The organism is Companilactobacillus bobalius (genome assembly GCF_009764355.1).
Genome location: NZ_LNUA01000032.1, coordinates 752,062 through 775,701 on the forward strand (window position 1 = coordinate 752,062; position 23,640 = coordinate 775,701).

Annotated in this window: 41 protein-coding genes and 1 pseudogene; 1 reads left to right on the top strand and 41 read right to left on the bottom strand. The window is 34.3% G+C overall.

All coding sequences use genetic code 11. The features are described from left to right. Positions 1-385 precede the first annotated feature (385 nt). Positions 386-871: a TspO/MBR family protein gene (locus ATN92_RS10755; protein WP_056952942.1), complete on the top strand. Its 486-nt coding sequence runs from the start codon at positions 386-388 to the stop codon at positions 869-871. 988 nt (positions 872-1,859) lie between these two features. Here the strand turns inward: ATN92_RS10755 and ATN92_RS10760 are convergent. The 41 genes and pseudogenes from ATN92_RS10760 to ATN92_RS10960 all read right to left on the bottom strand — a co-directional run bounded on the left by ATN92_RS10760 (position 1,860) and on the right by ATN92_RS10960 (position 23,467). Beyond that, positions 1,860-2,474 carry a hypothetical protein gene (locus ATN92_RS10760; RefSeq protein WP_056952947.1) on the bottom strand — a complete coding sequence of 205 codons (615 nt, stop codon included), beginning with the start codon at positions 2,472-2,474 and terminating at the stop codon, positions 1,860-1,862. Positions 2,475-2,985: 511 nt separating this feature from the next. Further along, positions 2,986-3,921, bottom strand: a complete 936-nt coding sequence (locus tag ATN92_RS10765; RefSeq protein WP_158106734.1) for a GH25 family lysozyme — start codon at positions 3,919-3,921, stop codon at positions 2,986-2,988. A 19-nt stretch (positions 3,922-3,940) separates the two neighbouring features. Next, positions 3,941-4,306, bottom strand: a complete 366-nt coding sequence (locus ATN92_RS10770) for a phage holin (RefSeq protein WP_158106735.1) — start codon at positions 4,304-4,306, stop codon at positions 3,941-3,943. Beyond that, the gene (locus tag ATN92_RS19545) at positions 4,303-4,491 is read right to left on the bottom strand and encodes a phage holin family protein (RefSeq protein ID WP_158106736.1); all 189 of its coding nucleotides are present in this window, start codon (positions 4,489-4,491) and stop codon (positions 4,303-4,305) included. Before ATN92_RS19545 ends, ATN92_RS10770 begins: the two co-directional genes overlap by 4 nt. A gap of 12 nt (positions 4,492-4,503) precedes the next feature. Then, the gene (locus ATN92_RS10780; RefSeq protein WP_158106737.1) at positions 4,504-4,707 is read right to left on the bottom strand and encodes a hypothetical protein; all 204 of its coding nucleotides are present in this window, start codon (positions 4,705-4,707) and stop codon (positions 4,504-4,506) included. A gap of 46 nt (positions 4,708-4,753) precedes the next feature. Further along, a complete protein-coding gene (locus ATN92_RS10785) occupies positions 4,754-4,939 on the bottom strand; it encodes a hypothetical protein (RefSeq protein WP_158106738.1) in 186 nt (61 codons plus the stop codon). Beyond that, the gene (locus ATN92_RS19550; protein ID WP_158106739.1) at positions 4,914-5,126 is read right to left on the bottom strand and encodes a phage holin; all 213 of its coding nucleotides are present in this window, start codon (positions 5,124-5,126) and stop codon (positions 4,914-4,916) included. Before ATN92_RS19550 ends, ATN92_RS10785 begins: the two co-directional genes overlap by 26 nt. Positions 5,127-5,130: 4 nt before the next feature. Then, on the bottom strand, positions 5,131-5,388 hold the full coding sequence (locus tag ATN92_RS10795) for a hypothetical protein (RefSeq protein ID WP_056952957.1): 258 nt from the start codon (positions 5,386-5,388) through the stop codon (positions 5,131-5,133). Positions 5,389-5,423: 35 nt separating this feature from the next. Continuing rightward, positions 5,424-5,564 (bottom strand): XkdX family protein, encoded by a 141-nt coding sequence (locus ATN92_RS10800; protein ID WP_082604543.1) that lies wholly within the window; start codon positions 5,562-5,564, stop codon positions 5,424-5,426. 66 nt (positions 5,565-5,630) lie between these two features. Continuing rightward, complete coding sequence (locus tag ATN92_RS10805) at positions 5,631-5,918, bottom strand: flagellar hook assembly protein FlgD (protein ID WP_056952959.1); 288 nt, start codon at positions 5,916-5,918, stop codon at positions 5,631-5,633. Positions 5,919-5,943: 25 nt separating this feature from the next. Beyond that, positions 5,944-6,426 (bottom strand): hypothetical protein, encoded by a 483-nt coding sequence (locus ATN92_RS10810; protein ID WP_056952961.1) that lies wholly within the window; start codon positions 6,424-6,426, stop codon positions 5,944-5,946. Positions 6,427-6,437: 11 nt separating this feature from the next. Further along, positions 6,438-6,863 carry a hypothetical protein gene (locus ATN92_RS10815; RefSeq protein WP_158106740.1) on the bottom strand — a complete coding sequence of 142 codons (426 nt, stop codon included), beginning with the start codon at positions 6,861-6,863 and terminating at the stop codon, positions 6,438-6,440. Positions 6,864-6,934: 71 nt separating this feature from the next. After that, on the bottom strand, positions 6,935-7,183 hold the full coding sequence (locus ATN92_RS10820; protein WP_158106741.1) for a hypothetical protein: 249 nt from the start codon (positions 7,181-7,183) through the stop codon (positions 6,935-6,937). 428 nt (positions 7,184-7,611) lie between these two features. Then, positions 7,612-7,926: a hypothetical protein gene (locus ATN92_RS10825; RefSeq protein ID WP_158106742.1), complete on the bottom strand. Its 315-nt coding sequence runs from the start codon at positions 7,924-7,926 to the stop codon at positions 7,612-7,614. Positions 7,927-8,154: 228 nt separating this feature from the next. Further along, positions 8,155-8,538 carry an LXG domain-containing protein gene (locus ATN92_RS10830; protein ID WP_158106743.1) on the bottom strand — a complete coding sequence of 128 codons (384 nt, stop codon included), beginning with the start codon at positions 8,536-8,538 and terminating at the stop codon, positions 8,155-8,157. Between the two features lie 89 nt (positions 8,539-8,627). Further along, complete coding sequence (locus ATN92_RS10835) at positions 8,628-9,035, bottom strand: hypothetical protein (RefSeq protein ID WP_158106744.1); 408 nt, start codon at positions 9,033-9,035, stop codon at positions 8,628-8,630. Beyond that, a complete protein-coding gene (locus tag ATN92_RS10840) occupies positions 9,035-9,679 on the bottom strand; it encodes a phage tail protein (RefSeq protein WP_158106745.1) in 645 nt (214 codons plus the stop codon). The genes ATN92_RS10835 and ATN92_RS10840 overlap by 1 nt, the downstream gene beginning before the upstream one ends. A gap of 120 nt (positions 9,680-9,799) precedes the next feature. Further along, positions 9,800-9,955: a hypothetical protein gene (locus ATN92_RS10845; protein WP_158106746.1), complete on the bottom strand. Its 156-nt coding sequence runs from the start codon at positions 9,953-9,955 to the stop codon at positions 9,800-9,802. A 141-nt stretch (positions 9,956-10,096) separates the two neighbouring features. Further along, positions 10,097-11,230 (bottom strand): phage tail protein, encoded by a 1,134-nt coding sequence (locus ATN92_RS10850; RefSeq protein WP_267901950.1) that lies wholly within the window; start codon positions 11,228-11,230, stop codon positions 10,097-10,099. Further along, positions 11,227-11,646, bottom strand: a complete 420-nt coding sequence (locus tag ATN92_RS10855) for a phage tail family protein (protein ID WP_325063710.1) — start codon at positions 11,644-11,646, stop codon at positions 11,227-11,229. Before ATN92_RS10855 ends, ATN92_RS10850 begins: the two co-directional genes overlap by 4 nt. A 180-nt stretch (positions 11,647-11,826) precedes the next feature. After that, positions 11,827-12,084, bottom strand: coding sequence for a hypothetical protein (locus tag ATN92_RS10860; RefSeq protein ID WP_158106748.1), 258 nt, complete (start codon positions 12,082-12,084; stop codon positions 11,827-11,829). 85 nt (positions 12,085-12,169) lie between these two features. After that, positions 12,170-12,457, bottom strand: coding sequence for a hypothetical protein (locus ATN92_RS10865; RefSeq protein WP_158106749.1), 288 nt, complete (start codon positions 12,455-12,457; stop codon positions 12,170-12,172). Positions 12,458-12,865: 408 nt separating this feature from the next. After that, positions 12,866-13,102: a hypothetical protein gene (locus ATN92_RS10870; RefSeq protein ID WP_158106750.1), complete on the bottom strand. Its 237-nt coding sequence runs from the start codon at positions 13,100-13,102 to the stop codon at positions 12,866-12,868. Between the two features lie 66 nt (positions 13,103-13,168). Then, positions 13,169-13,573, bottom strand: coding sequence for a hypothetical protein (locus tag ATN92_RS10875; protein ID WP_158106751.1), 405 nt, complete (start codon positions 13,571-13,573; stop codon positions 13,169-13,171). A 27-nt stretch (positions 13,574-13,600) separates the two neighbouring features. Continuing rightward, positions 13,601-14,605 carry a hypothetical protein gene (locus ATN92_RS10880; protein ID WP_158106752.1) on the bottom strand — a complete coding sequence of 335 codons (1,005 nt, stop codon included), beginning with the start codon at positions 14,603-14,605 and terminating at the stop codon, positions 13,601-13,603. A gap of 177 nt (positions 14,606-14,782) precedes the next feature. After that, positions 14,783-16,081: pseudogene (locus ATN92_RS10885) on the bottom strand (phage tail tape measure protein). A 60-nt stretch (positions 16,082-16,141) separates the two neighbouring features. Beyond that, complete coding sequence (locus ATN92_RS10895) at positions 16,142-17,119, bottom strand: hypothetical protein (RefSeq protein WP_158106755.1); 978 nt, start codon at positions 17,117-17,119, stop codon at positions 16,142-16,144. A gap of 6 nt (positions 17,120-17,125) precedes the next feature. Beyond that, positions 17,126-17,302: a hypothetical protein gene (locus tag ATN92_RS10900; RefSeq protein WP_158106756.1), complete on the bottom strand. Its 177-nt coding sequence runs from the start codon at positions 17,300-17,302 to the stop codon at positions 17,126-17,128. A gap of 47 nt (positions 17,303-17,349) precedes the next feature. Then, positions 17,350-17,568: a hypothetical protein gene (locus tag ATN92_RS10905; RefSeq protein ID WP_158106757.1), complete on the bottom strand. Its 219-nt coding sequence runs from the start codon at positions 17,566-17,568 to the stop codon at positions 17,350-17,352. 212 nt (positions 17,569-17,780) lie between these two features. Further along, complete coding sequence (locus ATN92_RS10910; protein WP_158106758.1) at positions 17,781-18,164, bottom strand: hypothetical protein; 384 nt, start codon at positions 18,162-18,164, stop codon at positions 17,781-17,783. A 42-nt stretch (positions 18,165-18,206) separates the two neighbouring features. Continuing rightward, complete coding sequence (locus ATN92_RS10915) at positions 18,207-18,422, bottom strand: major tail protein (RefSeq protein WP_158106759.1); 216 nt, start codon at positions 18,420-18,422, stop codon at positions 18,207-18,209. After that, a complete protein-coding gene (locus ATN92_RS10920; protein ID WP_158106760.1) occupies positions 18,423-18,788 on the bottom strand; it encodes a DUF806 family protein in 366 nt (121 codons plus the stop codon). Between the two features lie 798 nt (positions 18,789-19,586). After that, positions 19,587-19,895 (bottom strand): head-tail connector protein, encoded by a 309-nt coding sequence (locus tag ATN92_RS10925; protein WP_158106761.1) that lies wholly within the window; start codon positions 19,893-19,895, stop codon positions 19,587-19,589. 128 nt (positions 19,896-20,023) lie between these two features. Beyond that, on the bottom strand, positions 20,024-20,287 hold the full coding sequence (locus ATN92_RS19555) for a phage major capsid protein (RefSeq protein WP_158106783.1): 264 nt from the start codon (positions 20,285-20,287) through the stop codon (positions 20,024-20,026). A gap of 24 nt (positions 20,288-20,311) precedes the next feature. Continuing rightward, entirely contained in the window at positions 20,312-20,449 is a 138-nt protein-coding gene (locus ATN92_RS10935; protein WP_158106762.1) for a hypothetical protein, read from the bottom strand. A gap of 69 nt (positions 20,450-20,518) precedes the next feature. Next, on the bottom strand, positions 20,519-20,905 hold the full coding sequence (locus ATN92_RS10940) for a hypothetical protein (protein ID WP_158106763.1): 387 nt from the start codon (positions 20,903-20,905) through the stop codon (positions 20,519-20,521). 105 nt (positions 20,906-21,010) lie between these two features. After that, entirely contained in the window at positions 21,011-21,136 is a 126-nt protein-coding gene (locus tag ATN92_RS19100; RefSeq protein WP_267901951.1) for a hypothetical protein, read from the bottom strand. Beyond that, complete coding sequence (locus tag ATN92_RS10945; RefSeq protein WP_158106764.1) at positions 21,105-21,731, bottom strand: HK97 family phage prohead protease; 627 nt, start codon at positions 21,729-21,731, stop codon at positions 21,105-21,107. The genes ATN92_RS19100 and ATN92_RS10945 overlap by 32 nt, the downstream gene beginning before the upstream one ends. Further along, a complete protein-coding gene (locus ATN92_RS10950; protein WP_158106784.1) occupies positions 21,694-22,518 on the bottom strand; it encodes a phage portal protein in 825 nt (274 codons plus the stop codon). Before ATN92_RS10950 ends, ATN92_RS10945 begins: the two co-directional genes overlap by 38 nt. Positions 22,519-22,527: 9 nt before the next feature. Further along, positions 22,528-22,899, bottom strand: a complete 372-nt coding sequence (locus ATN92_RS10955; RefSeq protein WP_158106765.1) for a hypothetical protein — start codon at positions 22,897-22,899, stop codon at positions 22,528-22,530. A gap of 235 nt (positions 22,900-23,134) precedes the next feature. Continuing rightward, complete coding sequence (locus ATN92_RS10960) at positions 23,135-23,467, bottom strand: terminase TerL endonuclease subunit (RefSeq protein ID WP_158106766.1); 333 nt, start codon at positions 23,465-23,467, stop codon at positions 23,135-23,137. Positions 23,468-23,640 lie beyond the last annotated feature (173 nt).

The following is a 23,640-nucleotide window of genomic DNA, read 5'->3' on the forward strand; positions in this document are numbered from 1 at the left end:
TCACTCCCGGGTTTATAGTGATATTTTCACGGTAACAATAATCTTTTAAACGTTATTTCTTCAAGTAATACGCATAATACAATTCCATCAATATTTTTAAATTTTTACGCAAAAAAACCTACTCAGCCCTCGTTAAACTAAACGGACTAAGTAGGTTTACGTAGTTCCTACATATTTCATCGTGATCCCCAATCACTCATTTACTATCCAATTCGTATTTATGGTAGCGCTTACTTAATTTAGAGTCAATTATTTATTACTTCACCGATTATGAAAAATTTTTGTATTTCTAGTATCTTTTTACTTGCAAATTTCAATCTAGTTTTTCCTTGTAGACTTTCTCCTCAATTTAATACAATTAATAAAAACTTAAAGGAGGCAGATCATGCAGAGGCTAGGAATCAAAAAAGGAATATTCTCCTTAATAATCTTTATAGTCATCGTGGAATTACTAGGAAGCTTATCTTCGGCTTTTGCTGGTAACATAAAACTTAAATATAATATATTGAATTTACCACCACTGTCGCCACCAGACTACATTTTCGGTATTGTTTGGCCGATACTTTACTTTTTGATTGCAATCGCAGGTTATCTAATTATTTTCTCAAATCGGGCTCCTAATCGCGTGAAAACAGCCTCATCAATTCTTTTTTGGCTACAATTGTTTCTTAATTTCATTTGGTCAATTGTCTTCTTCAATGAACATTACATTTGGGGATTAATAATAATCTTAATATTAGATATCGTCGTTTTCCTGTGTATCGTATTTTTCAGACGGATCAATCGGCTTGCCAGTAACTTATTAGTTCCTTATCTGATCTGGATATTATTTGCTACCTACCTGACAATTGGCGTAGCCATGTTAAATTAACTGTGAAATGTCGAATAATTAATTTTGAATAATTAAAAATTATACCCATTTTAATCCGAAAAAAGACATCAATAAGCAAATATTGATGTCTTTTTATATATTTATTTAAACAAATTTATTTATAATTCATTGAAAATACACCATCTACATCATAATATATACGTAAACTATGAGTTTTAAATTGGGGTGAGCGTTTATTTATGAATAAACCTTTCAAATTTCAGCTAAATAACAAAATCATTTTTTCAATTTTATACTTATATTTCTTCATTACGTATCCCTAATTATTCCAGCTGGTGACGATTTCTTTTGGTGGGGCAAACCGGGACAATATCTATTAACACATCTTTTCTACGGATTGGATTCTTCCTTTGGAGATAGTTCTGATGGTCGCCATCTAGGTAACCTTTTAGAAATTTTAATCATGCATAGTTCTATTTTTGCAGCTATTTTTATGCCAGTATCATTACAACTTTTATCTGGTGTTTATAGTACTTAACTGGCCGCACTAAAATTTCTTTGATTATGGCTTTAGCTTTGTTTACTCCCTTTCTATTCATCTTGTCACCAATATTCATTCGTGAATACTTTAGTTCATTTGTTTTTTGTATATTCTAGGAATTATTTATGTCAACAAGGTTATCGCAATTGTCGATTTAACCACTTTGGCTCATAAAATTTTTCAAATTATCATGATTGGCATTGTTCTTCCTACGCATTAGTAATGTTTATGTTGATTGCTAACCACCAATCCAATATGAATCGTGTCCAGGATCCTGATTTTCTCTATGAATACGAGACCTTAAAACACAAAGTTCCGTACCCAGGCTTTGTTTCACAAAGCGATGAATTGATGATGCAATCCCCGGTCTATTGGCATAACCGTTTGAATTATAAGTTCAATGATTACTTTTTCAACGGTAATTATAAGTAACATTTAAAAAGCCGTATTCCCTTGTATTTAAGGAATACGACTTTTTGAACACATCTAATAACTTGCTGTTACATTAATATCATCAAGATTTAACCATTGATTATTACCAATTCTATAAGCTACAAAACTCAATGGTATACCTGAACCATAAGAATAATATCTGTCTGTTAACCATGAACTGTTAGCAGGTAAAGTCTTATCCGTTTTATGTCCATAAGAATCATAGATAGGTGCATTAACACCATTCTTTACAGTGATCACTTTAGCATCTGATGGTGGATAATTATCTACTTGTCCTGGCAACTTTTGAAGTCTTACTTCAAATCCGAAGGCTGTTCCATCGGAATTATTTGCCATCCATTCGTTTGTAGCAACTCTATAGAAAGTTGTGTGAGTTCCATCATCTTTTACACCATTGTAAATTTGTTTATCTGTTGCCCATGAAGATGATGACCCTAAAACCCTATTGCTAATTACTCTAAAGACTCCATCACTACCTTTGGCATAAAGCTTAACCATGCTATCTCTAGTGTTGATTACTGTTTTATAGTCACTCTCACTAGTTTGATATGTATCGGTTTCGGCTGCTTGTACAGATTGTGACTTAATACCAAATAGCATAAAGAGACTTAAAGAGAGAAAAAGGACGATTTCTTTTTTCATTTTCATATTTCAGCCCTCCTATGTAAGTGATTACATTCTATGATGGTTTACTAAAAAGTTCAAGAATTAATATCATTTTGAATTCAATTAATAAAAAAAGAGACACCCTTTTTAAAGGCATCCCATCTTTTACACACTCATCCGTACAATATGTACTTCAAATAATTATTTAATTCCAATAAGGAGAGTACAGGATTTTAAAAAGCCTATATATCAGACCCTATTTGACATATGCGCAAAATGTGCGCAAAGCCTTATCTTTTGTTATGTTTTCCTACCTATTATATGGTGAAAACATTTAGAATTGATAGTCTTTCAACAGCTCAAATTATATCACAGCTATATCTTTAAAATTAAGTTTTTTAAATAGCACAAAAAAGCCCACCACCTAAATTAATAGATGATGGGCTCTTCTAACACTATCAAAGTTAATCCAAAACCAAGGTAATTTACAGTATTGTCCACGTCAATGAACACCTTTAAATTAACGCATATTATTTAATTTGTCTAGTCTTTACTATTCAAATTTTGATCCCGATGTGTACTCGAGTGGAATAAATTCATTAGTTGCAATCTTAGCCATTGGAATATCATTGATAACTTTGAATCCAGCGGTTTTAAAGGATTTACCAGTGCTGACAGACGCATTCTGTACCCTGTTTCCTTTTGAATCAAAGACAGGTGCCGGTGAATCGCCCATATATTTAACGATGATAAAATCCTTAAAAGTCGTCTTTGAAACGGGAACAAAAATATCGGTAGCAATTTGGTAATTTGGTTCATCATTAATCATAACAATATTTGAACTCTTCCAAGTTGAGCCAGCTTCGTAAATTTCAGGTCGTTCAATTCCTAATCTATCTACTGGATGAGTTTGTTCAGTCAATTTGATAACGTTTTCTACTTTTGGGTGTTTAGGTTCAACTGTAGGTTGCGTGGTTGCTTCAATTTTAGCTGGTTGTTTATCAAAGATTCCCCAGTCGTAACTCATGTCTTGAGAGCCACCGCCCCAATTCGAAGTGTACTGCCAAGCTACAATGTTACCTCTTGCTCCACAATCACTTGATCCATAACTTGCTACCCAAGTCGGGTGCTTATTAGCATTTAAGATGCCTTGATTGAACCAACTAGCCATGCTATATTGAAATACATTTGTATAGCCTTGTGTTTCAAGGTAATTAATGAAAGTATCAACATAGCTCGCTACGTTTGAAGTATTTAATGTGGAATCCTCAACATCAACACAAAGTGGTGTATCTTTTCCAAAGCCTAAATTAACAACCGATTGTTCAAAGAATTTAGCTTCATTGATCGAATCGGCAACACTTGAAGCTAGAAAATAATGATAGAAACCAACATTCATTCCAGCTGCTAAAGCATTCCGTGCTTGATTGGTAGATTTAGGATTTAAATAGTTATCTCCATCAGGACTACCTTGGGTAGTCTTGATCATAATACCAGATACGCCAGCATTAACTACTGATATTTGCGTTGCTAATATCCTGATTAACTTTAGCCATAGCTGTACTCTGATTGCTTTGCATATCCTTGATAGCCGCATTTGAGCTATTCTTTAGATCTGGAGTTTTAACTTCGGTCAAATCAGATTGAACGGTATTAAGATCGTTAGTTTTATCTTTCGACGTGTCATATACTAGTCCGAGTGAACCCGCTATAGTTAACACCGTATTGACAATTCCCATAGCTTGATTTAATTCTTCTCCTGTAATCTCCCAGCCAAATAGATGCCCAACTTGTTGTACCAATACTCCTACAAGTGACAATGTGGCCTTGATAGAAACTGCTGAATGTGTATCTAAAGTTAATTTATTTTTCAATTTTTATCACTCCTATTTCTTAGTTTCTCCAAATTATCTGTAATCCAATTTGGAAGTGGAATACCCATAATTCCTAAATTTTCTACAATTGAAATACCATATTGTCCGGTAAAATTTGTTAAGCACTGGAATATCAAGTCCACTAATTTGCAACAATCTACTAAAGGATAAAAAGTACCAGCCATTTTCGGTATCAGTTAAGAACTAATTGATATTTTCCTCCCCGTAGTTGAGTTTACTCGCTCATTAGAGCTCTTAAAGAATCCTTTTAAAAATCCAGTAGCTAGATCAACTAAAATAATAATAATGAATGTTGTGAACCAAGGATTCTCAGTCAACTTTTCAGCAGCAACCCACCATTCCATAAACCCGATGTGCGGTGCTGGTGTTGGTGCATACATATATATTTCATCTCCTAATTTTTTTGTACTAAAAAAGGAACCAGTTTTAGCTAATTCCTGTAATTTTTATTGAAATATCTTTACCAGCCGTATCTTCACCTGTCACATCTTTTTCGCCTTGTCTCAAGATAATTGGTTCATTAATGCACGAACTCCAAACTAAAGGAGTCCCACGAGTTCCACGCATATATAATGCATCTGGCGTATCAACACAATCGTAATATATTTTCATATACTAGCCCGAGTGATCCTGCAATTAGTAGTACTGTATTAACGATTGCCATAATCTGATTAATTTGATCTGAAGTTATTTCCCAACCTAGCAAATGTCCTACCTGTTGACCAAATACTAGAATCAAAGAAATTAGTGATACCCACCATGTCTTTGAATGTGTATCCAAAGTTAATTTATTTTTCATTTATTCATCTACCTACCTTATCTTCCACTCTTATTAGTCTTTTCTCATGGTCTGTAACCATTTCGGAAAGCGTATGATTATCACTCTTTGTTTCTTCCTTAAATGATTTAAATTCACTAGATAAATCTTTGATGTCGTATCTTAATGGTTTAATAATTGTAATATTTACAAACCAGGTTAAAACTCCAATAAAAATTGAAAATAGTGAAAAAAGTGCCAACCATTCAGTTAGTGAATATCCCATTATTACGTGTGGTGGCATATATTCATCTCCCTAAAAAAAGACTAGCCAAACGGCTAGCCTTCTTTGTTTTCTTGATATTCTTGTCCAGTGATGTATTTATAATCATCTTTAGATATAATCATAGGAACATAATCCACGATGTCAGCAGCCTTGAGTGTTCCCCATCCGAATTCCATCTTTAGTAATTCCGTCATTTTTAATTACTCCTTAAAATTATTCCAACCTCCACCACTACCAGTAAGGGAGCATGCTTTTATTGGCTACTTAGCTGTAATGGTTGCTCCATTAGTTGTAGCTGTGGATGTTACATCTGTTGGTGCTTCAGGTGCTGGTGTTAGAACTGTCCAGCCTTTTACATCAACTTTTTCTGATTCGAGACCTGTAACTGAATCCTTAAAAGTGATTTTATAATCGCCATCAGCAACTACTGTACCTGCTGCTAGTCCTGTAACAGCAACACTAGCTACACCGATTTCACTTTCGCCAACTTTATTTCCTGCCTTATCATAAATAACTTCAATATCCTTTGAACGATCTACTTCTGCCATAATTAAATACTTCCTTTTTTTATTTTTATTGTGCTGAAATTACTGCTCCGTCTACTGTTGCTACAGACTTAACTTCTGACGGTGTAGTTGGAGTTGGATCAATTCCCATTACTTTATCTAACTTGATGGTTAGATCTGCTATCTGCCTAGTTAATTCAGTGGTAACCAAGTTTGAATTAGCTTTATCTTCGATATATTTTTTGGTTAAAGTTGTCAAGGCCATTTGAAGTTGATCTTTGGTTAAACTGTCATTTAATTGTTCTTTAGTTAAATTGGTTAGTGACTTTTTAGTTTCTTCATCTGGTGTCATGCCTGTTGAAATGTGAACTAATTTATTATCAGATTGTCTGACTGTCCACTTAAACATTTCATCGATTGAAAAGGCTGGATCACTATTCTTAATTAGTGTCCAGCCTTTTTCCTTTGCTTGATTTTCTGCTGCATAATTGCTCGTGTTATTGACTCCGACAATATTTCTATCATCATCTAAATAAACTGAAATTTTCATTATTGTACCTCCTAATTTTTATAAGTATTCACTTGAATTACTGGGATTTTGAAATCACCATCCGTGTAATCACCAAATATATGTGCAGTAAGATTAATACTAAGCGTTGTATTAGGAAGTACCTTAATTGATGCTCCTCCAAAGCTTTTAATGGTGAAACCTGAAATGTTATTATAGAAGTCATCAATTTTTTCCCAAGAGTTTCCATCACTAAGTTGGGCTTGAACTTTTTTACCAATATATTGTGACAATTGGTCAGAAATATCAATTGAGCTATTAACAACTAATTTTTCTTTAGGAATCTTAATTGGTGTTAAACCGACTGATGATAAATCAAAACGAATATTACGATTTCCAAAGCTTGGGCCACTGAGAGTATCTGAAGTTAGATTGCTTAAAGTGATTAAAAGGCTACTTAGCTGTAATGGTTGCTCCATTAACTGACCCGATAGCAAAAACCTTCCAACTGCTGAACCACTAAACAGATTTAAAGTGGATGGCAATTGTGTTACTTTTCTCTAAGAAGAGCCCCCACACCAATTGCTTCTACAGGAGTAGTTCCTCCAGCGTTACCGCCTGTACTGCCACCAGTATTGTTTGATGAGGAGCCAAACCATTTTGATTCTAAAGAAATATAGTTTGTATCTATATCTTTTTTTACAGTGTGAGATACGTCTTTTTTCTCATCAATTATTTTATTTCCAACAGGCATCATGTTACTGCTTTTTTGTGCCTCATTATCAATTACATTTACCATTAATCTGCCCCCAATTCTGATTCTATATATTGCCAATGCTTTTCAATATCAGGATCAACTTGACCAATAGCGAAATCACTATTTAAAGCTGTTTAAATCGCTTGTAAAAAATTTTTGTTTTTGATAGTCTTCTATATAACGGATATACGGTTTTTGTAGTGAGATATCTTGGCCAACACTATATCATCTATATTTTAAATATTATTTATTAACAAATCTGTATATGACTTTTGAAGCTGTCCTAACTCGTATAAAGCTCTTTCACCCTCCCCCCAATATTCTTTATGAGGGAGTTCATCAGGATAATAATTACTATCTTCTAAAATTCGCACATTGAAAAATAAAGTTTTAACAACATTTAAATTCTTATCTCTAAATTTGAAATAGGCGTTTCGATTATCTCCCGCATAAATTGTTGCCTTTTTTGGTTAAGAAAAACTGAACAAACCTGATTGTAGCTCTTTAGTATCAAAATTATTCACTTGTATTATTGGAATATCTGCAGAATCTTCCCCAAAAAAATCTACATGACAGCCTGTTAGATCAATTTTAATCGTGTAATTCAGCATCAGCACAACAACAGTAGCCAAACCACTTTCGCTGTTCTTAGCCAAAAGAATTGGCATAACCCGTTTTGTGATCTGTCGCATATAAACACTTTGAGGACTGTTCATATTGTTTTCGTCAGATGAATCTAATCTGTCTAAATAAAATGCTTCTTCTTTACCAATATCAAAAATCATAATTTGAAGATTTGGTAAATCTGTTGTTACATATATTTTTTCACTTCCTTTATAAAATTCTCCTGGCTTTTTAACTCTGAGAGAAGTAGAATTTACATTTTTTAAATTATCTATTTGTCACTGCAAGACATGTTCTTTGTTGGCTATCTCATCTTTTATAAAATTTTTATCAAAAAATTTACTAAAAAACTGCGCTGTTTTAGCAGAAAAAATTGTTACAACACACCCTTAAAAGTCGCTTAACATATCTTTAAGCTTTGCAAAAAAGTTTCTTTGATCAGTTTCATATTCATACAATGAATTGATAGATTTCTGAATCTGATCATTATTGCTATTTAAGCTATCTTTAAAATTGCTATCAATTACACCATTCCATTTATCTAAATCAACATCATGCCAATAATTAGAAGACTCAGGAACTGGTGGGAATACCGTTTCATCAGTTACAGCTTTAAAGTTATATACTTCTGAATCAGTAGTGCCATCAGAATTTTGCTTTGAAATAATTACTTTTTCACCATTGTCAAAACTTAAAACTGCTGTCTTTCCATCTTTAGACTGCATACTCAAGCCTGGAAACTCTGATTTAACTACTCCGTCTGGTAAGTACAATTTATCACGCCCCCTGTCATCTAATATTTAATTTCAAACAGACATTTTAATAGCGCCTCCCCTTTCTGTATTATCTCACATTTTTACTTTTAATTTGCCTCATATTCTGATTCTATATATTGCCAATGCTTTTCAATATCAGGAACCACTTCACCAATAATAAACACACTTTCTTTTAATTCAGACATTTCACCGTCTGAAAATTCGTAATATTCGTTAGTTGTAATAATTTCTACAATCCCATTTTTTGAATCTATAAATGTTGCCCGTAGGTATCCTTTTGGGATATTTGCGGGTTTATTTAATGTATTTTCATCAAAATAAAAAGGACCCGAAGTATCAATTAACTCCATGTCCTTAACGTATTTCGCATAAGTATTATTTTGATTCATTAAATCTTTAATATGATTGTCTAAGTCAATCACGGCTAAATAATGTGTCTGTGGATAATAAAACTTTTTAGTAATTGGATCAGCAATTATATGTATATTTTCCACTATACCTCGTATACTTTCTGTGTAAAATAGGGACTTGCAATAATTCCATTTGAGATTGAAAGCGCTCCATTGTATCTAGCGTTAGCTAAAGAACTTTGAACTGATAACTCATAGTCTGATAGTGTTTGGGACGTATTATTTAATGTAACCTCATAAGTATTTGCAAAATATAGCGGTTTATATAAAATACTCACGAGTGTGCCCCAAAGAATAAAATTCTGTGTTTCTATATCACAATACACCATATCCACAATATTGAAAGTCTCATCTCCAGAATAAGTCATTGTGATATCCACAGTTGGCTCTGTCTTCATTTGAGATAGTGCATATTTTCTCATTTCTTCAGGGTCTTCAATATCGTTGTTCGTAACGGCTGGGCCAGGACGTTCACCCCACTCTTGAATAGATTTTTCATCTCTAATTATAAAAGGATGAAAGTAATCAGTAGAATGGTCATCTTCTGCATTATCATCATCTGACTTCTTAACTTCCGTTGGTTCAACATCTGTATCACCAGTAAATACGAAATTATCGGCACATACCCACTCATTAGTTGCTACACGATCCCATGTCTTACCGTTATCCCCATCAGTAATCTCACCGTCTTTTTCCCATTGTGTTCCGTTAGCAATTTTTCTACCCACTTCATGCCGCGGAGTCCAAGGAGAATCATAAACGATATATAGAGTGGGTGTTTCTTCTGATGCACATACAGCGGTTTTTGCTTTGAAATCTTATTTATCCTGCATTACATATAGATGGTTTCAGTTTTGATCCCATGATTTGCCTTGAGCACCATCGGAAACAGATGAACTAATTACCCATTGAGTTCCTGGTGCTAGTTTTCCACCCGTTTTGTTTTGATGTGTAAAGTGTATATCATACACATAAACGTTATATGCAATATCAATTCGAGACACAGCCTCAGGTCCTTAAACAATACCCTGTCCTTTTACAGGTTATATAGTATGATTCTCGGGTTACACGCTTCCCTCTTTATCAATTTTTGTGTTTTGAAAATCAACCCACTTATGAGTATCTTTCGCGTTATATGAAATATCTTAAAAAACTTTTTTGTTATGAATTGCCCATGTTGACCCATTGACCAAGTGATTAACTATTGAATCAGGTTTCAATGGATCACTTAACACAGGTGCACCCCCTGAAACCATTGTATTGACTGTACCAATAGCATTTCCTACTGGTAGAACTTTGCCACTAGAAGTATCTTCCTTTAGTGAGTCTGTGGAAGTCTTAATTGTTCCTTGTCCGGTCACTTGAGTAATAATGTGATTTTCTGGTTGAACATCGCCGTTCTTATCAAATACAATGTACTTTTCGTTAACCCAACCATTGTTTGATACACGGTCCCATGTTTCACCATTAGCTACTACCTTAGAATCCATTACCCATTTAGTTCCGTTAGGCAAGTTCTGGACTGCATTAGTAGGCTTATTAGGATCATCCACAACAGGAGCACCATTAGTTTCCATCGTATTGATAGTCCCAATAGCTGTACCAATAGGAGAGGTAACTGGTGCGTTAGCTTTGCCGTAAACCCTAGCAATATTTTGAATTTCTGTGGTATCAATGTTAGCTGTGAATGTAGGCGTGTTGTTAATGTATCTAAATGACTTATTAACCTTATGCTGCCAATCATTCATAGGAATTAAAGTAATATTTTTGTTATCAGCTACAACAACTAAATTAAATTTTTCAATACAATCATTTACACATTCAAGCCCTGATTTTTCACCGTAGTCTGTGAATGTTAATTTATCAGTTGTACCAGAAACTTTCCAAGTAAACCCATGATTACCGAGTTCGTTTTGATCAAAAACGAAGCTCATCAAATCGTTGGCTGAAAGTTTTTTAGTACCTTTGATCTTATCGTATTGATAAACATATTGGCAATCAAACCAGATATGTGTGGCTGAAACAGTTCGTTTGAAGTCATACCCCTCATCGTCCTTTTCGGCCTGCTTGATACGATATCTTTGACCATCAAATACAATATAATTTTCATTTTGCAATAATTGATAGCCTATAGAATTATCGTTAATCGCTGTGAAATCAATTTGATTGGTCTTATTCATTTCTTCTGAATTGCTCAATGATCCTCTATCAATGCAAGTAAGAGTTTCATCATACTTGTCTTCTCTATCCTGAACTCTATATTTTTTAAAATTAATCATAGATATATAAAAGAAAAATCATATGTGACAGTGCCACTAAAGCCTGCCAAGCTGAAATCATTCCAACCTTTCTTTAAATTGATGTGACCGTGATTAGTTTCTATTTCGCAAGAATCACCATTAAGCAGTGGGTGCACACCTTTTAAAACTAGAGAATCATTTGAAAAAATATTTGAGTTCATAGAGAAAACATCTTGGGTGGTTATATTAGTCAAGCTAGGACTACCAGACCCCTTAAAAATAATATTTAATTCATGATTCTGTTCATACGGTTGGATATCAAAATCGCTGGGATTAAATATTTTAAAGGTTCCTTGAGAGTGAGTGTAATTCAAATCAGTTGTTGAAAGGTTTAAATTATTAGAAATTAAATCTTCCTTACTTGGATCAATTGGAAAGTCCGTTGATCTAGCCACTGAATACATATAAGCACTAGGAATATCGAACTCTACTGAAAAAGTTTTATCGTAAAATCCAACATCTGTATATGAAAAGGGCTTAGGTATTCCATAAAAGCAACGGCCAATATCATAGCTTTGAAGAACTCTCTCTAAACCTATTTAAAAGCACTTTTTAAAAATTACATGGAAGCGATTTTATAAATCAATTCCATCATCAACTCTCAATAAAAAGTCGGCTTTTGCTGTGCGTGAGGTATACAACAGAGGGCCTGTGTGGACTTGCCCATCTACATCTATATTTCTCTTTAGATTAAGACCCGTCTGTGGTGAACCTTCTATAAGTCTAGTAAATATCAAATCATGATAATTACTAATTTCAAATTCATTTTGTCCATCGGATTTAATTAGTAATGAGTTCTGTCTGTAATGTCCATCTGATAATCTTTTAGGCAAACGCTGTACCTCCCTTTCCTTGGAACTTAGTCATTTTTCGATTAGATAACCCAATTTTATCTAAAGCATTTGATATCACATTTTATTATATGACACCATTTGAAATCTCAGAAGCCATTGAACCATCAGCAATTTTACTCAATAATTTAACCATGACTTGTGTCATCATCAATTGTTGTTGTTGGTTGCTTTCAACTCTGGCCGTATCAACTGATGTAGTTACATTATTATCATCAGGACCGCCAATTGTATCTTTAGCTTTTTGAAGAATTTGAATTGCTCTCATCTTATTATTAAGTGGAATCATAACTTCCGGACCAGCATCGCCACCGATGATACTTGTAGGTTTAGTAATAAATCCACCGTCGTACATAAACCTTGGACCACTTGGACCTGATGCTTGCCCACGCTATTCCCCGATTCCCCCATTATAGCCCATCCCCATATCCATACGCCATGTTGTAGTGTTATATCACACAAACAACATCTCTAATAGTGTGTAGATAATAGTATGTCCTGGCATAGCGTAGTTTAAAGAGGTGGGTGGTATATATTGGAGAATCACAGGTGAGGGGAGATCTGCTTTAGTATTCTTATCACAATTTATTATAACGTTAGTATCAACCTCTTTTTTAATAGCTATGTTTCTCTCTATCATATCCATTTTGAAAGCTGATATTTGCTGGTGTATAAGCGCAGCAGCGTTTTTAATCATTGGACTATACTTTAAAAGTGCTCTAGCACCAACAGCCACTATAAAGTCTATATCCGATAATGTTTTTTAAAATGGCTGTGAAATAGCCTTCAGGAAACCATTTGAAATAGCATTTCCAAAACGACTAATAAACTCATTTCCATTAAAATTAGCCTTTTCAAAGTAAGGTTTCTTTAAAAATGGAACTGGGTCTTTTTTTAGTTCATCCAAATGTTCAAATACATAATCGGTCATGTCTTCGGACGTTTTATTTGTATCACCTTTACCAGTTGCATGGTGTGGAAGGTTAGCTACCATTCCCATAAATTGCTCTGATAAAAGGTGTGGAAGGATCGCTGTGTCATCCCATAAATAGAGCTCTTCTTCGCCTTATAAGCCAACGGGAAAAATTACATTAGTTTTGACATGAGCGATCACATATCTGCGCACACCCACAAGATCTAATACCCCCCCAAGAATAACAACAATACAAACAACATATTTTTCTATTTTCAGTGATTTCACAGCGAAAACTACAATCAATGATATCTCCCCGAAAATCCCTTTTTTAATTTCTGATGTGACCTTACTTAGTGTTATTCTTGCGACCCCATGTAGAAAATTAAAAGGGGTCATAAAAGAACTTGTAACAGATTTTAACCACGAACTCCATTTATTTAAATAGTCGCTAGAAAAACTAGTCTCTTTCTTAGAAATCGAGTTCATTTTAGAGCTGTAATTACTTACAACTGTGGCTAATGTCTCTTTTTCTTCAGAATCTATATGAGCCCACATCTTTTTCCAAGTCTTCTAAATGTTGATCTAAAAAGTTTTTAAGATCTCCACAACATTATCCGTCACAGTCTTGAAATCTTTATCAAAGGTAACATTAGAGGTTGCCTTATTGGCCTCAGTTATCTGCGATTTTAGAATTTTACCGATATTCTGATTATTTAAAGTCTTAGTTAAGTTTTGAATATCTTTATCCAAATTGGCAAATGGATCAGATTTACTATACGTCTTAGTAAATTTATTAAGCTCTTGAAAAGTTTTTTGAACATCTATAAGTGGTATCGCGAATATACTCCGCGTCTTTATATTACTTTTAATAAAACTCGCCACTGTCTTTATTTCTCTCACAAGTATATTTTTCTTTAAATCTTTTGCCATGGAATCTAATTTATCTGTAATATTACTATCTTTAAGGGTTTTCTTTAACTTCTTTAAATCACTATTCAACTCAGAAAATGGATCTTTCTTCATAAATTTAGTGGAAGATGAAAGCTTCTTAAATGCACCAGCTACATTATTAACTGGTTTTACCATATTTTTCCATTCTTTAGACTTACCCTGAATTGACTTATCAATTTTAGATAGTTCCTTAGAAGGACTGTTATTTTTAAGGTTTAACTTAAGGCTTTTAATAGCTTTTTCGTAATCTTTGATAGCTGGCACCATATCTTTAACATTCTTAATATCTGTTTTAGATACATGTGTCGTTGCTACATCTTTGATTGCTTTCGCAGTGGAAGTCGTCTTTGGCTTTTTCTTATCATTCTCAACACTTATACGCTGGTTCTCATATCTCTTTATATTTTTATCATTTAGATCCAAAGCATCTTTACTAACGGATGAATGAAACCAATTATATTCTCGCTTATTTGCCTTATATTGATCCTGAGCTTCTTTCAGACGCTTCTTAATATCTGATTTGGAGCCCTTAGGGGATGTATTTCCATGATCAAGATAGTTGCTAATACCTGGTCCAACATTTTTACCAATTAAATCTCCGAGTTGTGCCCCTAAGACTGCTGCTTCTGGTCCCAAAAAAATTCCTGCAATACCTGCATCTAACGCAGAACCAATACCTCCACCGATATTTTTAGCTTTATCAGTAAGATTTAGAGCTTTTGTCGCACCTATAACAACAAATCCGACGTGTTCTACTCACATAGCGATAAAATTTTTTCACCTTCGAGAACCAAAAAGCGTTTTTTATATAATTCATATAGATCTGTTTTCAGCTTTTGTTAAAGTGCCCTTAGAAATATTCTCACCTGTTTTTTCGACTTTTTCACTAGCAGCATTTTGAATTCCTGAGTTCTTAAGTTTCTTACTTAATCCACCGAAAGCATCCGCAACATCGTTGATTTTAACTGCAAAATTAGCTACTTTATCCGCTACCCAAATGCCAGCTAATAGACCCCCAATAGTTTTTAGAGCCTTTACGTGCATAGCTATGCCACTTAAATACTCGTTTAAATTTTTTTGTAGCTCCTCGGCCTTTTTGCCATTTGTAAAAACTTGTCCAAATGCTTTACCTATACCCATAATAATTCCAAAAAACGTATCCCAAGCACCAGGGTCTATATCTTTAACTTTTTTTCCACACAAATGTGTAATACCTTTTAGATCATTGGAATGTTTGCCTAAGTAAGTAAAGAAATCAGCTACTTTATCAGTTAGATTTCCAACCCATTTGCCAACACCTTTTACAGCATTTCCAAACTCTTTAGTACCTGCTGCTTTAGCTAACTTGTCACCAATTTGTGAAATGGCTGACTGCGGCGCTCTCAAAAGTGTCATTGATATCGCATTGACAGATTGCTTTACTATATCTAATGCAACTTTACCTGTTTCACTATTCTTTTTAGCTAGTTTACCAACATAGTCATTCTTTGCGGAATCAGCAACCTTTTGGTTCAATTCGCCTAACTGTTTAGCATTATCAGCCAAGATTAAACCAGCTTGTTGACCTGTTATACCAAATAAATTATGGAAAATATCGGTTTGCTTGTTCTTACCCATGCCTTGCATCTTGTCATGCAATAAACCGAATATGTCAGTCATGGACTTCATATTACCTTTATTATCGGTAAAATCTTTGGTACTTAATCCTAATTCTTGAAGTGCAGAAGCACCTGTCTTAGTTGGCGAAATCAAACTATTAATTTCTTTTCGTAACAGTATACCCGCTGTCTCTGTCTAAACCACATTTTTTTATAAGATCCCTATCGCTCTCGAAGTTTCACTTAAACTGTATCCGGTTATAAGAGCAATAAAACCAACATACGACATACCAACACCCGACTCTATAAATTCTGTGTCTGTCATATCGGCTGCATACGCTAAATCATTAACAACTTTTTTAGTATTCTTGATCATTCCTGATGTAGATGTTGTTTTCATACCGAATGCTTCAAGCGTTTGTGATGATACTTTTACAACGTCCTTGAAATCATCACCAGAAGCTACAGAAGCCTGTTTTTCAGATCTTATAACACCCAATGCTTTTTTTGTCATATATACACGTTAGATTAAGTCTTTGTACACATGTGCTATTTCTTGTTGAGATATCATACACTATAGCGTGTATTTTTGACCGTCCTCTCGCACTCTAGACACTTTCATTGTAGCTTCCGCTATCTTTTCGACCCCCGTCACAGCCAGTATAGTAATCTGTTTGTAGCTATTTACAAGTTCAACAGATTTTTTAGCCCCTCTAACGAATATAGCAGTAACTGCTGCACCCGCTATACCTGCTGTCATAGCCATATTCTTCATATGACTTATACTATTTTTAATACTGCTATTCATATTGCCAATAGCAGTTTTAGAAGTAGCAGCCGCTTGCCTAATACCAGTGAAATGTGTACCCATTCCACCTAACTCACTGCCTAACTCACGATAGCGGATGAGTTTTAGAGAATTTTGTATCACAAGTTTTATAACACGTTTAGTCTGTGTAGCATATTCCTTAGATGTTTCACCAGATTCTTTTTTAACACGTTCTAGCTCGCTTGATTCCTTTGAATACAGAGAGTTTAGCTCTTGAATACGTGCTTTCAGCGGCGTTCTTTCTGGCGCATATCTCATATTTTTTATCTCTTGCGTTTTGTAACGCACAACAAGTGATTGAGAAATGTTTATAGCATTTTCCATTGCTTGTTTTTGGTCTTTAATACCAGTCGTATACAAGTTCAAAGTAGATTTAGCACGTTCTTGTTGCATAACCATGTTATTTAATTGACGTGTAGCCGTATTGACCTGATTAGTATATTGACTAAACTTTTGACTACCTTCTGTAGTAGTTCTATCGAGGTTACTCATTTCAGACTTTAATCGGTTAAGATAATTAGTCTGTCCTTCAATAGCTCGCCCTAATCCTTGGGCCTTTGCTTGATACGCTGATAGATAATCAACATGCGCTCGTTGCACTTGCTCTTTATTTTTCCTCACAGATTTTAATTCTTTCACTATATTTTTTAGAGACTGGAGGGAGCCTTCAGCTTGTATTGAATCAATATGGATCCCTGTATTCAGTTCCATATCTTTTGCCATTTATATTTATCCTCCTTTCTCTAAAATTGAGGAAACACCACCCGTTTTAATAAAGTCGGTCAAACTCATAGGACCAACAGAATTATTGGTGTTATTAGATTCACGTTTATCGTCTAAAATTTCTGCAAGTACAAAAAATGGCTGAGACTCAACTGTTTCTAAGTCCCAACCTGTTTCTTGCATAATTTGTTTTTCGTAATTTAAGAAATCTTGATAGACGGTAAAAGGATCTACTTGCTCCTCTTGTGTGGCTTTTTTGGGTCAATATCCTCATCATCCGAAGTAACACCGTGAGCGATTCGGCCTGCCAAAGCACCTGTTTCTGATGTAGTCATGTCGTCAAGCATTGATACTTGCTTAGGAGTCAATTTCAAAATTTCCTTAATAAAATTAACTGGAACATTTTGTAAATCTAATGCAGCTTTAGAAGCTGTATCGAAACTGTTCATAATTTGCTCAGCAACTTCACGTTCCCCCAAATCTTGAGTTTATATTGTGTCTGTTTTATCCTCTACAGCTATCATTTTTTTTCTTTTAACTCTTAAGTTTGTGTAATATGCGTAAGAAAGTCTCAAATTTTTGTTACTTTTCTTGACCGTAAAGCGACGGCCGAACGCATTGATGTATACGAATTCTTTAGACATTGATTAATCTTTCCCTTCTATTTTCCTGTTGAAGCGGCTGGTGTGCTTGGAACATTTGGAGCAGGAGTAGCACCATTTGTTGTTAGTGGCATAACAAAAATCTTTGTTTCCCACTTGCCTGCATCGTAATTCTTTCCATCCTCCAAGGCTTCAAAGTATGCGAATCCATCAGAATCACGATCAGTAGCACTGAATGTAAGTTGTTCTTTATTATAAGCTGTTGTATTTGTGTTTGTCTTTGGAGCAACTGTTGTGATATGAACTCTTTCTATAACAAACTCTAAATGAGCCCCTATGTTTTCGTCTGTTGCGTCATGTGAAATCATTTCAAAAACACTATATGGAGATTCTGTTTTTTTACCAACATCAGAAATGCCCCCGTAAAATGGTGTCTTTCCCAAAATCTTTTGTCTGACCTTTTGTGATATTGCGATAGAAAGAAATTATACAAATATCGCACCATGACCTTTAAAACCTTCTTTCCATTCTTGATCAGACCCATAAACAGGTGTGATAGTTGGTGATAAATTTGAAATTGTCGCACTAACTACTGAACCCCCTTCTTTGGGTTCAATTGTAAAAATTTTGTCCTTGTCAATTGTTTCAGTTTTATCGGTATAGATACCGACATGTTCTTTTTCAAAACCTGATAATGCCATTTAAATGCCCTCCGTTTTTTCGTATTTCATGGTTCTAGTCAAAAAGCCCGTATCTGGATCAACGTTCGGATATGAGTCGTATTGATAGAACCAATTTTTTTCTAATTCTTGATTAATGATTGATTCTGTAATATCTGGGCTAGTATCTCCACGATAAAAAATTTGTATTTCTATCCGGCTATCTTTAGTGGTAGAAACATCACTAGCTCGACCTGAGTAGATACTGTTAATCTCAGATATAAGAACCGCTGTTTCGTCAACTTCCGTAAAATCCTGGGGAATGTTTTGGATAAAAATGTTGGACGGGTTAATTTTTAACTCATCCAATTTTTTTAATAAAATATTTTTAACATCTTTTGAAATCATGCTAGTCTCCTAACATTTCTTTATATTTTCTAGCCTCTGCTGCTAAAACTAAAGCCTTCGTTTCATTTATAGTTCGTTCTTGAAAGTGCAATCCCGATATATATTTAGTGGTGTGCTCACTGGCACCTTTACCACCATGACCCATGTAGCCGTCATTAAGAATTCTAGCTACATAGCCAAAATGACCAGGAGTTTTCTTGAAGCCTACATAAGTAGCGCCATCAGTGCTCTTGTATTAAAGACAGATCTCATCCGCTTATTTGATATTTGCTCTGCGTGTGTGTGGACCCTTATGTAAACTACTGTTCAAATTATTTTTAAGACTCTCTTTATAAACTTCTGCTCCTGCTTTAGTCATAGCTTTCTTTTGACTAGGAGTTAAAGATAAATTAGATAGTCCTCTCTCTATTTTTACGCCCCTCTCAAGATATTCCATTTTTATCTATTTTCTTTAGTGTTATTAACTCAAAAGCACGTGGTGAATCGTCAAAGTCGGGGGAACTACCAAAATATATATACAACTGGTTCATAAAACGCGTATATTTAACGCTTTTTAAACTATCACACTGATCTATAATTATTAACTCTAAGTAAAAAGTATTTGGAGAACCTAAAAGAGTAATCTGCTGTATCATCGACATCGTATATATTCCACACCAAAGACTTTTAATTTCTTTAAAATCGGGTCTATTAGTCCCCTGTGGTGTTTCTACGAATCCTGCTTTGCCTAAACAAACTCGATATTTCAATCTACTAGGTTTTATTTTGTACACTATCGGTCTCATGTTTTTCTTTTTCTTATAAATATTTGCCGCGAAATTGAGCTATAATTGAATCAAGAGTCATAAAAAGTGTTGTTATACGTCCGGTCATACCAGATGATCTAAAAGTATAATACGAGCTTGCCAAAGCGATTACAGCAATCTCATAAGACTGTTTAACAGAATCAAGCTCATAAAATCCTTCCATAAGACCGTCATCATTACCAATTGCACCTTTAACATAACTTTCAGCAGCGATTAAATTGCGATTCAAAATCATATCCTCTTCTTCGTCAGGATCAAGTCTTAAACTTAATTTCAAGTCGCTTAATAGTGAATCATCCATGATTACTTACCAGCTGCAGTCGTAGTACCAACATTAGAAGTATCAGCAGCAGTAGCAGTTTTATTATCAACTGTTAAGAAGTAACCAGCGTTTTCATCAGCCTTCACGATGTCATAACGAGTACAATCTTAAAGATAGTGACCGTAGACAGTATCATCAACCCATCTAGCAGTAATTTGTGCACGATCGGCATAGAAAACGGCACGATTCAAATCGCCAATAAACGCATGAGCATCGCTCTTAGCCCAAAATAGATCATCATCTATTTTATATACTGGAATACCGAAAATAGATGCCCCAGAAGCAGTCTTAACATCAGTTTGTAGTAGGTAACGACCGTTTCCGTCTTTTAAAGTGTCTAGCCATTGATAGAAAGAACGTGGTGCAACAATTGAGCTATTATACGCTTTCTAAAACTACATGTTAATAATATGTATAATATCATCAAGTGTCTTAACAGTTAGTGGTTTAAATGATTCAAAGATTGCTGCAATATCGGCATTAGTTGTATTAATCTTTTGTTCGTTAGCATCGTTTACTAAGAATGGAATCAAATCTACGGCTGAATCATCGATACTTTTTTGAGAAACTGGTTCTGCAACATGTCTTGTTACAACCTTGAATCAAATTTCTGTAAAGTTTGGTTTTGCTAGTTCAGTTCTCTTCCACATTTGAACAAGTGTGTTAAATTTAAGTATAGTCTTCATACAGTTTGGATGAAAACCAATAACAGTAGTGACACTCTTATTATTTAAATATCCACATAAATCTACAACATTTTTAACTTTATCGTGTGGTATATAAGAAATCGATGTAGGAATTGTTGGATTAACATCAGCAGATTTAATACCATCTAGTGCATCACGTGTTAATTCTGTTGGAATAATTAAATTTTTATCCGTGCCTTCTGAATTTTGATGTTTATGAGAACGAAGAGTACCGCCAGAATGTAGATAATCATTGTTTTCTGAACGCTTTCCCTTATGTGGTTTTTTCTCTTCTTTCATCATAGTGCGCTTGTCGCCGTGTTGGGGACACCTTTTTGAGCTATCTTCTTTGTCGTCATTTTTAAATTCACCCAATTCATCGTAAAAATCTATGAGACTTTGAGTTTGTTAGAAACTTCTAGTAATTTCTTTAAGTACATTGCCCTTTTTGTTTTTATTTTCGTGAGTATTATTCTTAGAAAGAATAAATTCTTGAGCTTCTTTAATTTGTTTTTGAAGTTCTTCTTTTGTCATATAATTCTGTCTCCATTCTTAAAAGCTCCAATTCGTTATTTAAATTGGAGTCTTCTTTCTTATTTTTTTTGCTCTCAAATTCTGAAAGAGAACGTTTAGAAACTGATTTCTTTTTGTATGCGGGCATTGGTGTAATTGATAACTCGAATAAGTCGCCAATCTGCGTGATACGACGTGTAGCGGTATCTTTATCCAAGTTAGACCAATCATCACCATCAATAGTGAAACCAAAGCTACATCCCTTTATATTCCCTTTTCTAATTTTCTCGGAAACATCTTTTCCAAGCGGTGTTATAAGAATTTGAGCTATAAAAAACAGCTCTGTGTTATCCAGTGAATGAGACAAAGTGGTTATCTCTGCTCTTTCAAATATTTTCTCTATATTGATATTATAGAGTCGCTGTATTGTGCATATATCCACATTGTCTAATGCTGAACGATCAACGTACTCAATGAATCCGCCTAAGTTTTCACTTGGCTGGACAAAAACAATTGCATACCCTGACAACGTATTAAAATTATCATCTTCTGAGCGTTTTTCAATCTTGAAATTACTGTTATTGATCGCCCGTTGTTCCACTGTTTTCTTTGTCATCTGTATTATCACCTCCTTTCAGTTTAGATACTCCCGATTGAAACGGAATATCCACAAAAACGATGTCTTCTTGTGTAAACAAATCAGTGACACCACGAATTAAAATCTTTTGAGCAGTTTTATAACCAATAACTCTATCAGCAACAAGCCCTCTAACACGTTTCTCAACTTGTTGCCTGTCAATATCAGAAATATCATTAATATCGTAGTCAATCTCACCATAAAATTTCTTCTTAATTTCTGAAACAACTCCACGAATATAACGACCAATTGTTTGAGCATATTGGATAGCCACCATTTCAATATTTGAATGTTCCGATTCACTACCTAAATAATCTTGAGGAACTCCATATACCTTAGCTATCTGCTCACTGGTCCAATCTGTGGAAGAAAGTAATTTAGAAATATCACGATTTACTTCAAGTGCTTGATAATCCTCCAAGTCATCTAAAACAACGATATGACCACTCTCCGCCCGCCTCTCGAAATCTCTGCGAACACTCTTTTTTGTCACACCTTCAAGAAACCCACTTATATTGATCTTTAAAAGACCAGTAATGTTTAGCCCATTCTTCATCGCTCCTAACGCCAAGCCTTTATTAGCGTCTTGAAGTTGCATTTCTTTAGATAACGCTCGTAATGGTGAAATACCAATCAAACCACCATCTAGCGAAACACTTTTTAAATGAATAATTTGATTAGCAGGAACTGTATTCAAGTTTCGCTTTTCTGTGTCAGGAAAATTAATGTCATAGGTTAGCTGAGTCCCATCTGCCGATTTATAAATATCGACTTGTTATGTTTTCAAATATTCTAAGTGATCACTTCTACCTGATTTATCGCCCCAAATTAATGCATAGGCGTTACCAGATAACAGCATTTGAGCGTACATTGATCGCCAAAAAGAAAAACTATTAGTTAATTGACTAGTATTAGTTAACACCTTTTTTGTGTATATAATAAGATTTTTAATATGTACGCTAGCCATGTCTTCCGCCAATTTATTTACAACTGCGAATACATCAGAATTTTTTAAAGCATCCCTAGCAGATACAAAATCAGAATTAAAAACAATCTTGTTATCTTTAATCGAATAAGTTAATCCTGTATATCCACTGCCTAAAGATGTATAAGGCTCCTTAGATGGTCTTAATGATCTAAATATCATTTATTCACCTCCTTTCTATAGTAGGCGGTTACTTAGTAGGCTTATTCAAAATTAATGAAACAATTATTAAAGTAGCACTCAAAACATATTTACATATCAGCTTCACAAAGTGGTATGTATTTATATCAACAATTAAAATTGCCAATAAAAAAAGCACTGTCTCTAATTTAATTAGAAGCCAGCGCTTAAAAATATTAAGTTTTGCTATTAGATTTTTAAACATTTGTTTCTTTTTTTAAAAACTAAATTTACCTGAATTCAAATATTTCTTAATATCGTCATCAGAATATCTAGAGAGTGGATCGTCACGATCTCTCATGTCATTGAAGTAATACATTGCTTGATACATCGCATCAATTAAAGCATCAACCACATCAATCTTTAATGACTGTTTGGACTTTCCAATCTCCATACCTGCCCTATTCTCACCAACTTCAGCATTCATTAACGCTTTCTTCATAATTTCATCGTCTTCATGAGAAATATTTCTGTGGAAGAAACTATCCTGAATATATTTAATTGTCTCAGAAAAAATGTAAGATGTGTTTTTGATCGCCATAATTTTCATAACAGTCTTATTGTTAAGTGTTAGTGAGGAGTTAAGAGTTTTTAACACAATATACCCAAAGTAAAAAACGTTCATTTTGTTCTCTTATACAAATGACATAACCCATGTGTAGTCTTTATCTATAATAATCAGTCCACTCTCTTTGTTTAAAATCGTAAAATAGTCTAATTCAA

Coding starts and splice junctions, on each gene's coding strand:
- ATN92_RS10760 (WP_056952947.1), bottom strand. CDS start 2,474: ATGAAAATGAAAAAAGAAATCGTCCTTTTTCTCTCTTTAAGTCTCTTT.
- ATN92_RS19100 (WP_267901951.1), bottom strand. CDS start 21,136: ATGACAAAAGAAGAACTTCAAAAACAAATTAAAGAAGCTCAAGAATTT.
- ATN92_RS10940 (WP_158106763.1), bottom strand. CDS start 20,905: ATGATGAAAGAAGAGAAAAAACCACATAAGGGAAAGCGTTCAGAAAAC.
- ATN92_RS10785 (WP_158106738.1), bottom strand. CDS start 4,939: ATGAAAATATATTACGATTGTGTTGATACGCCAGATGCATTATATATG.
- ATN92_RS10820 (WP_158106741.1), bottom strand. CDS start 7,183: ATGGTAAATGTAATTGATAATGAGGCACAAAAAAGCAGTAACATGATG.
- ATN92_RS10875 (WP_158106751.1), bottom strand. CDS start 13,573: ATGTGGGCTCATATAGATTCTGAAGAAAAAGAGACATTAGCCACAGTT.
- ATN92_RS10810 (WP_056952961.1), bottom strand. CDS start 6,426: ATGAAAATTTCAGTTTATTTAGATGATGATAGAAATATTGTCGGAGTC.
- ATN92_RS10865 (WP_158106749.1), bottom strand. CDS start 12,457: ATGTACGACGGTGGATTTATTACTAAACCTACAAGTATCATCGGTGGC.
- ATN92_RS10920 (WP_158106760.1), bottom strand. CDS start 18,788: ATGATTTCAAAAGATGTTAAAAATATTTTATTAAAAAAATTGGATGAG.
- ATN92_RS19550 (WP_158106739.1), bottom strand. CDS start 5,126: ATGAAAAATAAATTAACTTTGGATACACATTCAAAGACATGGTGGGTA.
- ATN92_RS10755 (WP_056952942.1), top strand. CDS start 386: ATGCAGAGGCTAGGAATCAAAAAAGGAATATTCTCCTTAATAATCTTT.
- ATN92_RS19545 (WP_158106736.1), bottom strand. CDS start 4,491: ATGGCTGGTACTTTTTATCCTTTAGTAGATTGTTGCAAATTAGTGGAC.
- ATN92_RS10800 (WP_082604543.1), bottom strand. CDS start 5,564: ATGACGGAATTACTAAAGATGGAATTCGGATGGGGAACACTCAAGGCT.
- ATN92_RS10925 (WP_158106761.1), bottom strand. CDS start 19,895: ATGGATGATTCACTATTAAGCGACTTGAAATTAAGTTTAAGACTTGAT.
- ATN92_RS10850 (WP_267901950.1), bottom strand. CDS start 11,230: ATGATTAATTTTAAAAAATATAGAGTTCAGGATAGAGAAGACAAGTAT.
- ATN92_RS10905 (WP_158106757.1), bottom strand. CDS start 17,568: ATGAACAGTTTCGATACAGCTTCTAAAGCTGCATTAGATTTACAAAAT.
- ATN92_RS10765 (WP_158106734.1), bottom strand. CDS start 3,921: ATGATCAAGACTACCCAAGGTAGTCCTGATGGAGATAACTATTTAAAT.
- ATN92_RS10945 (WP_158106764.1), bottom strand. CDS start 21,731: ATGACAAAGAAAACAGTGGAACAACGGGCGATCAATAACAGTAATTTC.
- ATN92_RS10915 (WP_158106759.1), bottom strand. CDS start 18,422: ATGGCATTATCAGGTTTTGAAAAAGAACATGTCGGTATCTATACCGAT.
- ATN92_RS10780 (WP_158106737.1), bottom strand. CDS start 4,707: ATGTATGCACCAACACCAGCACCGCACATCGGGTTTATGGAATGGTGG.
- ATN92_RS10815 (WP_158106740.1), bottom strand. CDS start 6,863: ATGGAGCAACCATTACAGCTAAGTAGCCTTTTAATCACTTTAAGCAAT.
- ATN92_RS10825 (WP_158106742.1), bottom strand. CDS start 7,926: ATGATTTTTGATATTGGTAAAGAAGAAGCATTTTATTTAGACAGATTA.
- ATN92_RS10895 (WP_158106755.1), bottom strand. CDS start 17,119: ATGGCAAAAGATATGGAACTGAATACAGGGATCCATATTGATTCAATA.
- ATN92_RS10900 (WP_158106756.1), bottom strand. CDS start 17,302: ATGCAAGAAACAGGTTGGGACTTAGAAACAGTTGAGTCTCAGCCATTT.
- ATN92_RS10870 (WP_158106750.1), bottom strand. CDS start 13,102: ATGGGAATGGTAGCTAACCTTCCACACCATGCAACTGGTAAAGGTGAT.
- ATN92_RS10960 (WP_158106766.1), bottom strand. CDS start 23,467: ATGAAAATTATGGCGATCAAAAACACATCTTACATTTTTTCTGAGACA.
- ATN92_RS10805 (WP_056952959.1), bottom strand. CDS start 5,918: ATGGCAGAAGTAGATCGTTCAAAGGATATTGAAGTTATTTATGATAAG.
- ATN92_RS10955 (WP_158106765.1), bottom strand. CDS start 22,899: ATGATATTTAGATCATTAAGACCATCTAAGGAGCCTTATACATCTTTA.
- ATN92_RS10795 (WP_056952957.1), bottom strand. CDS start 5,388: ATGCCACCACACGTAATAATGGGATATTCACTAACTGAATGGTTGGCA.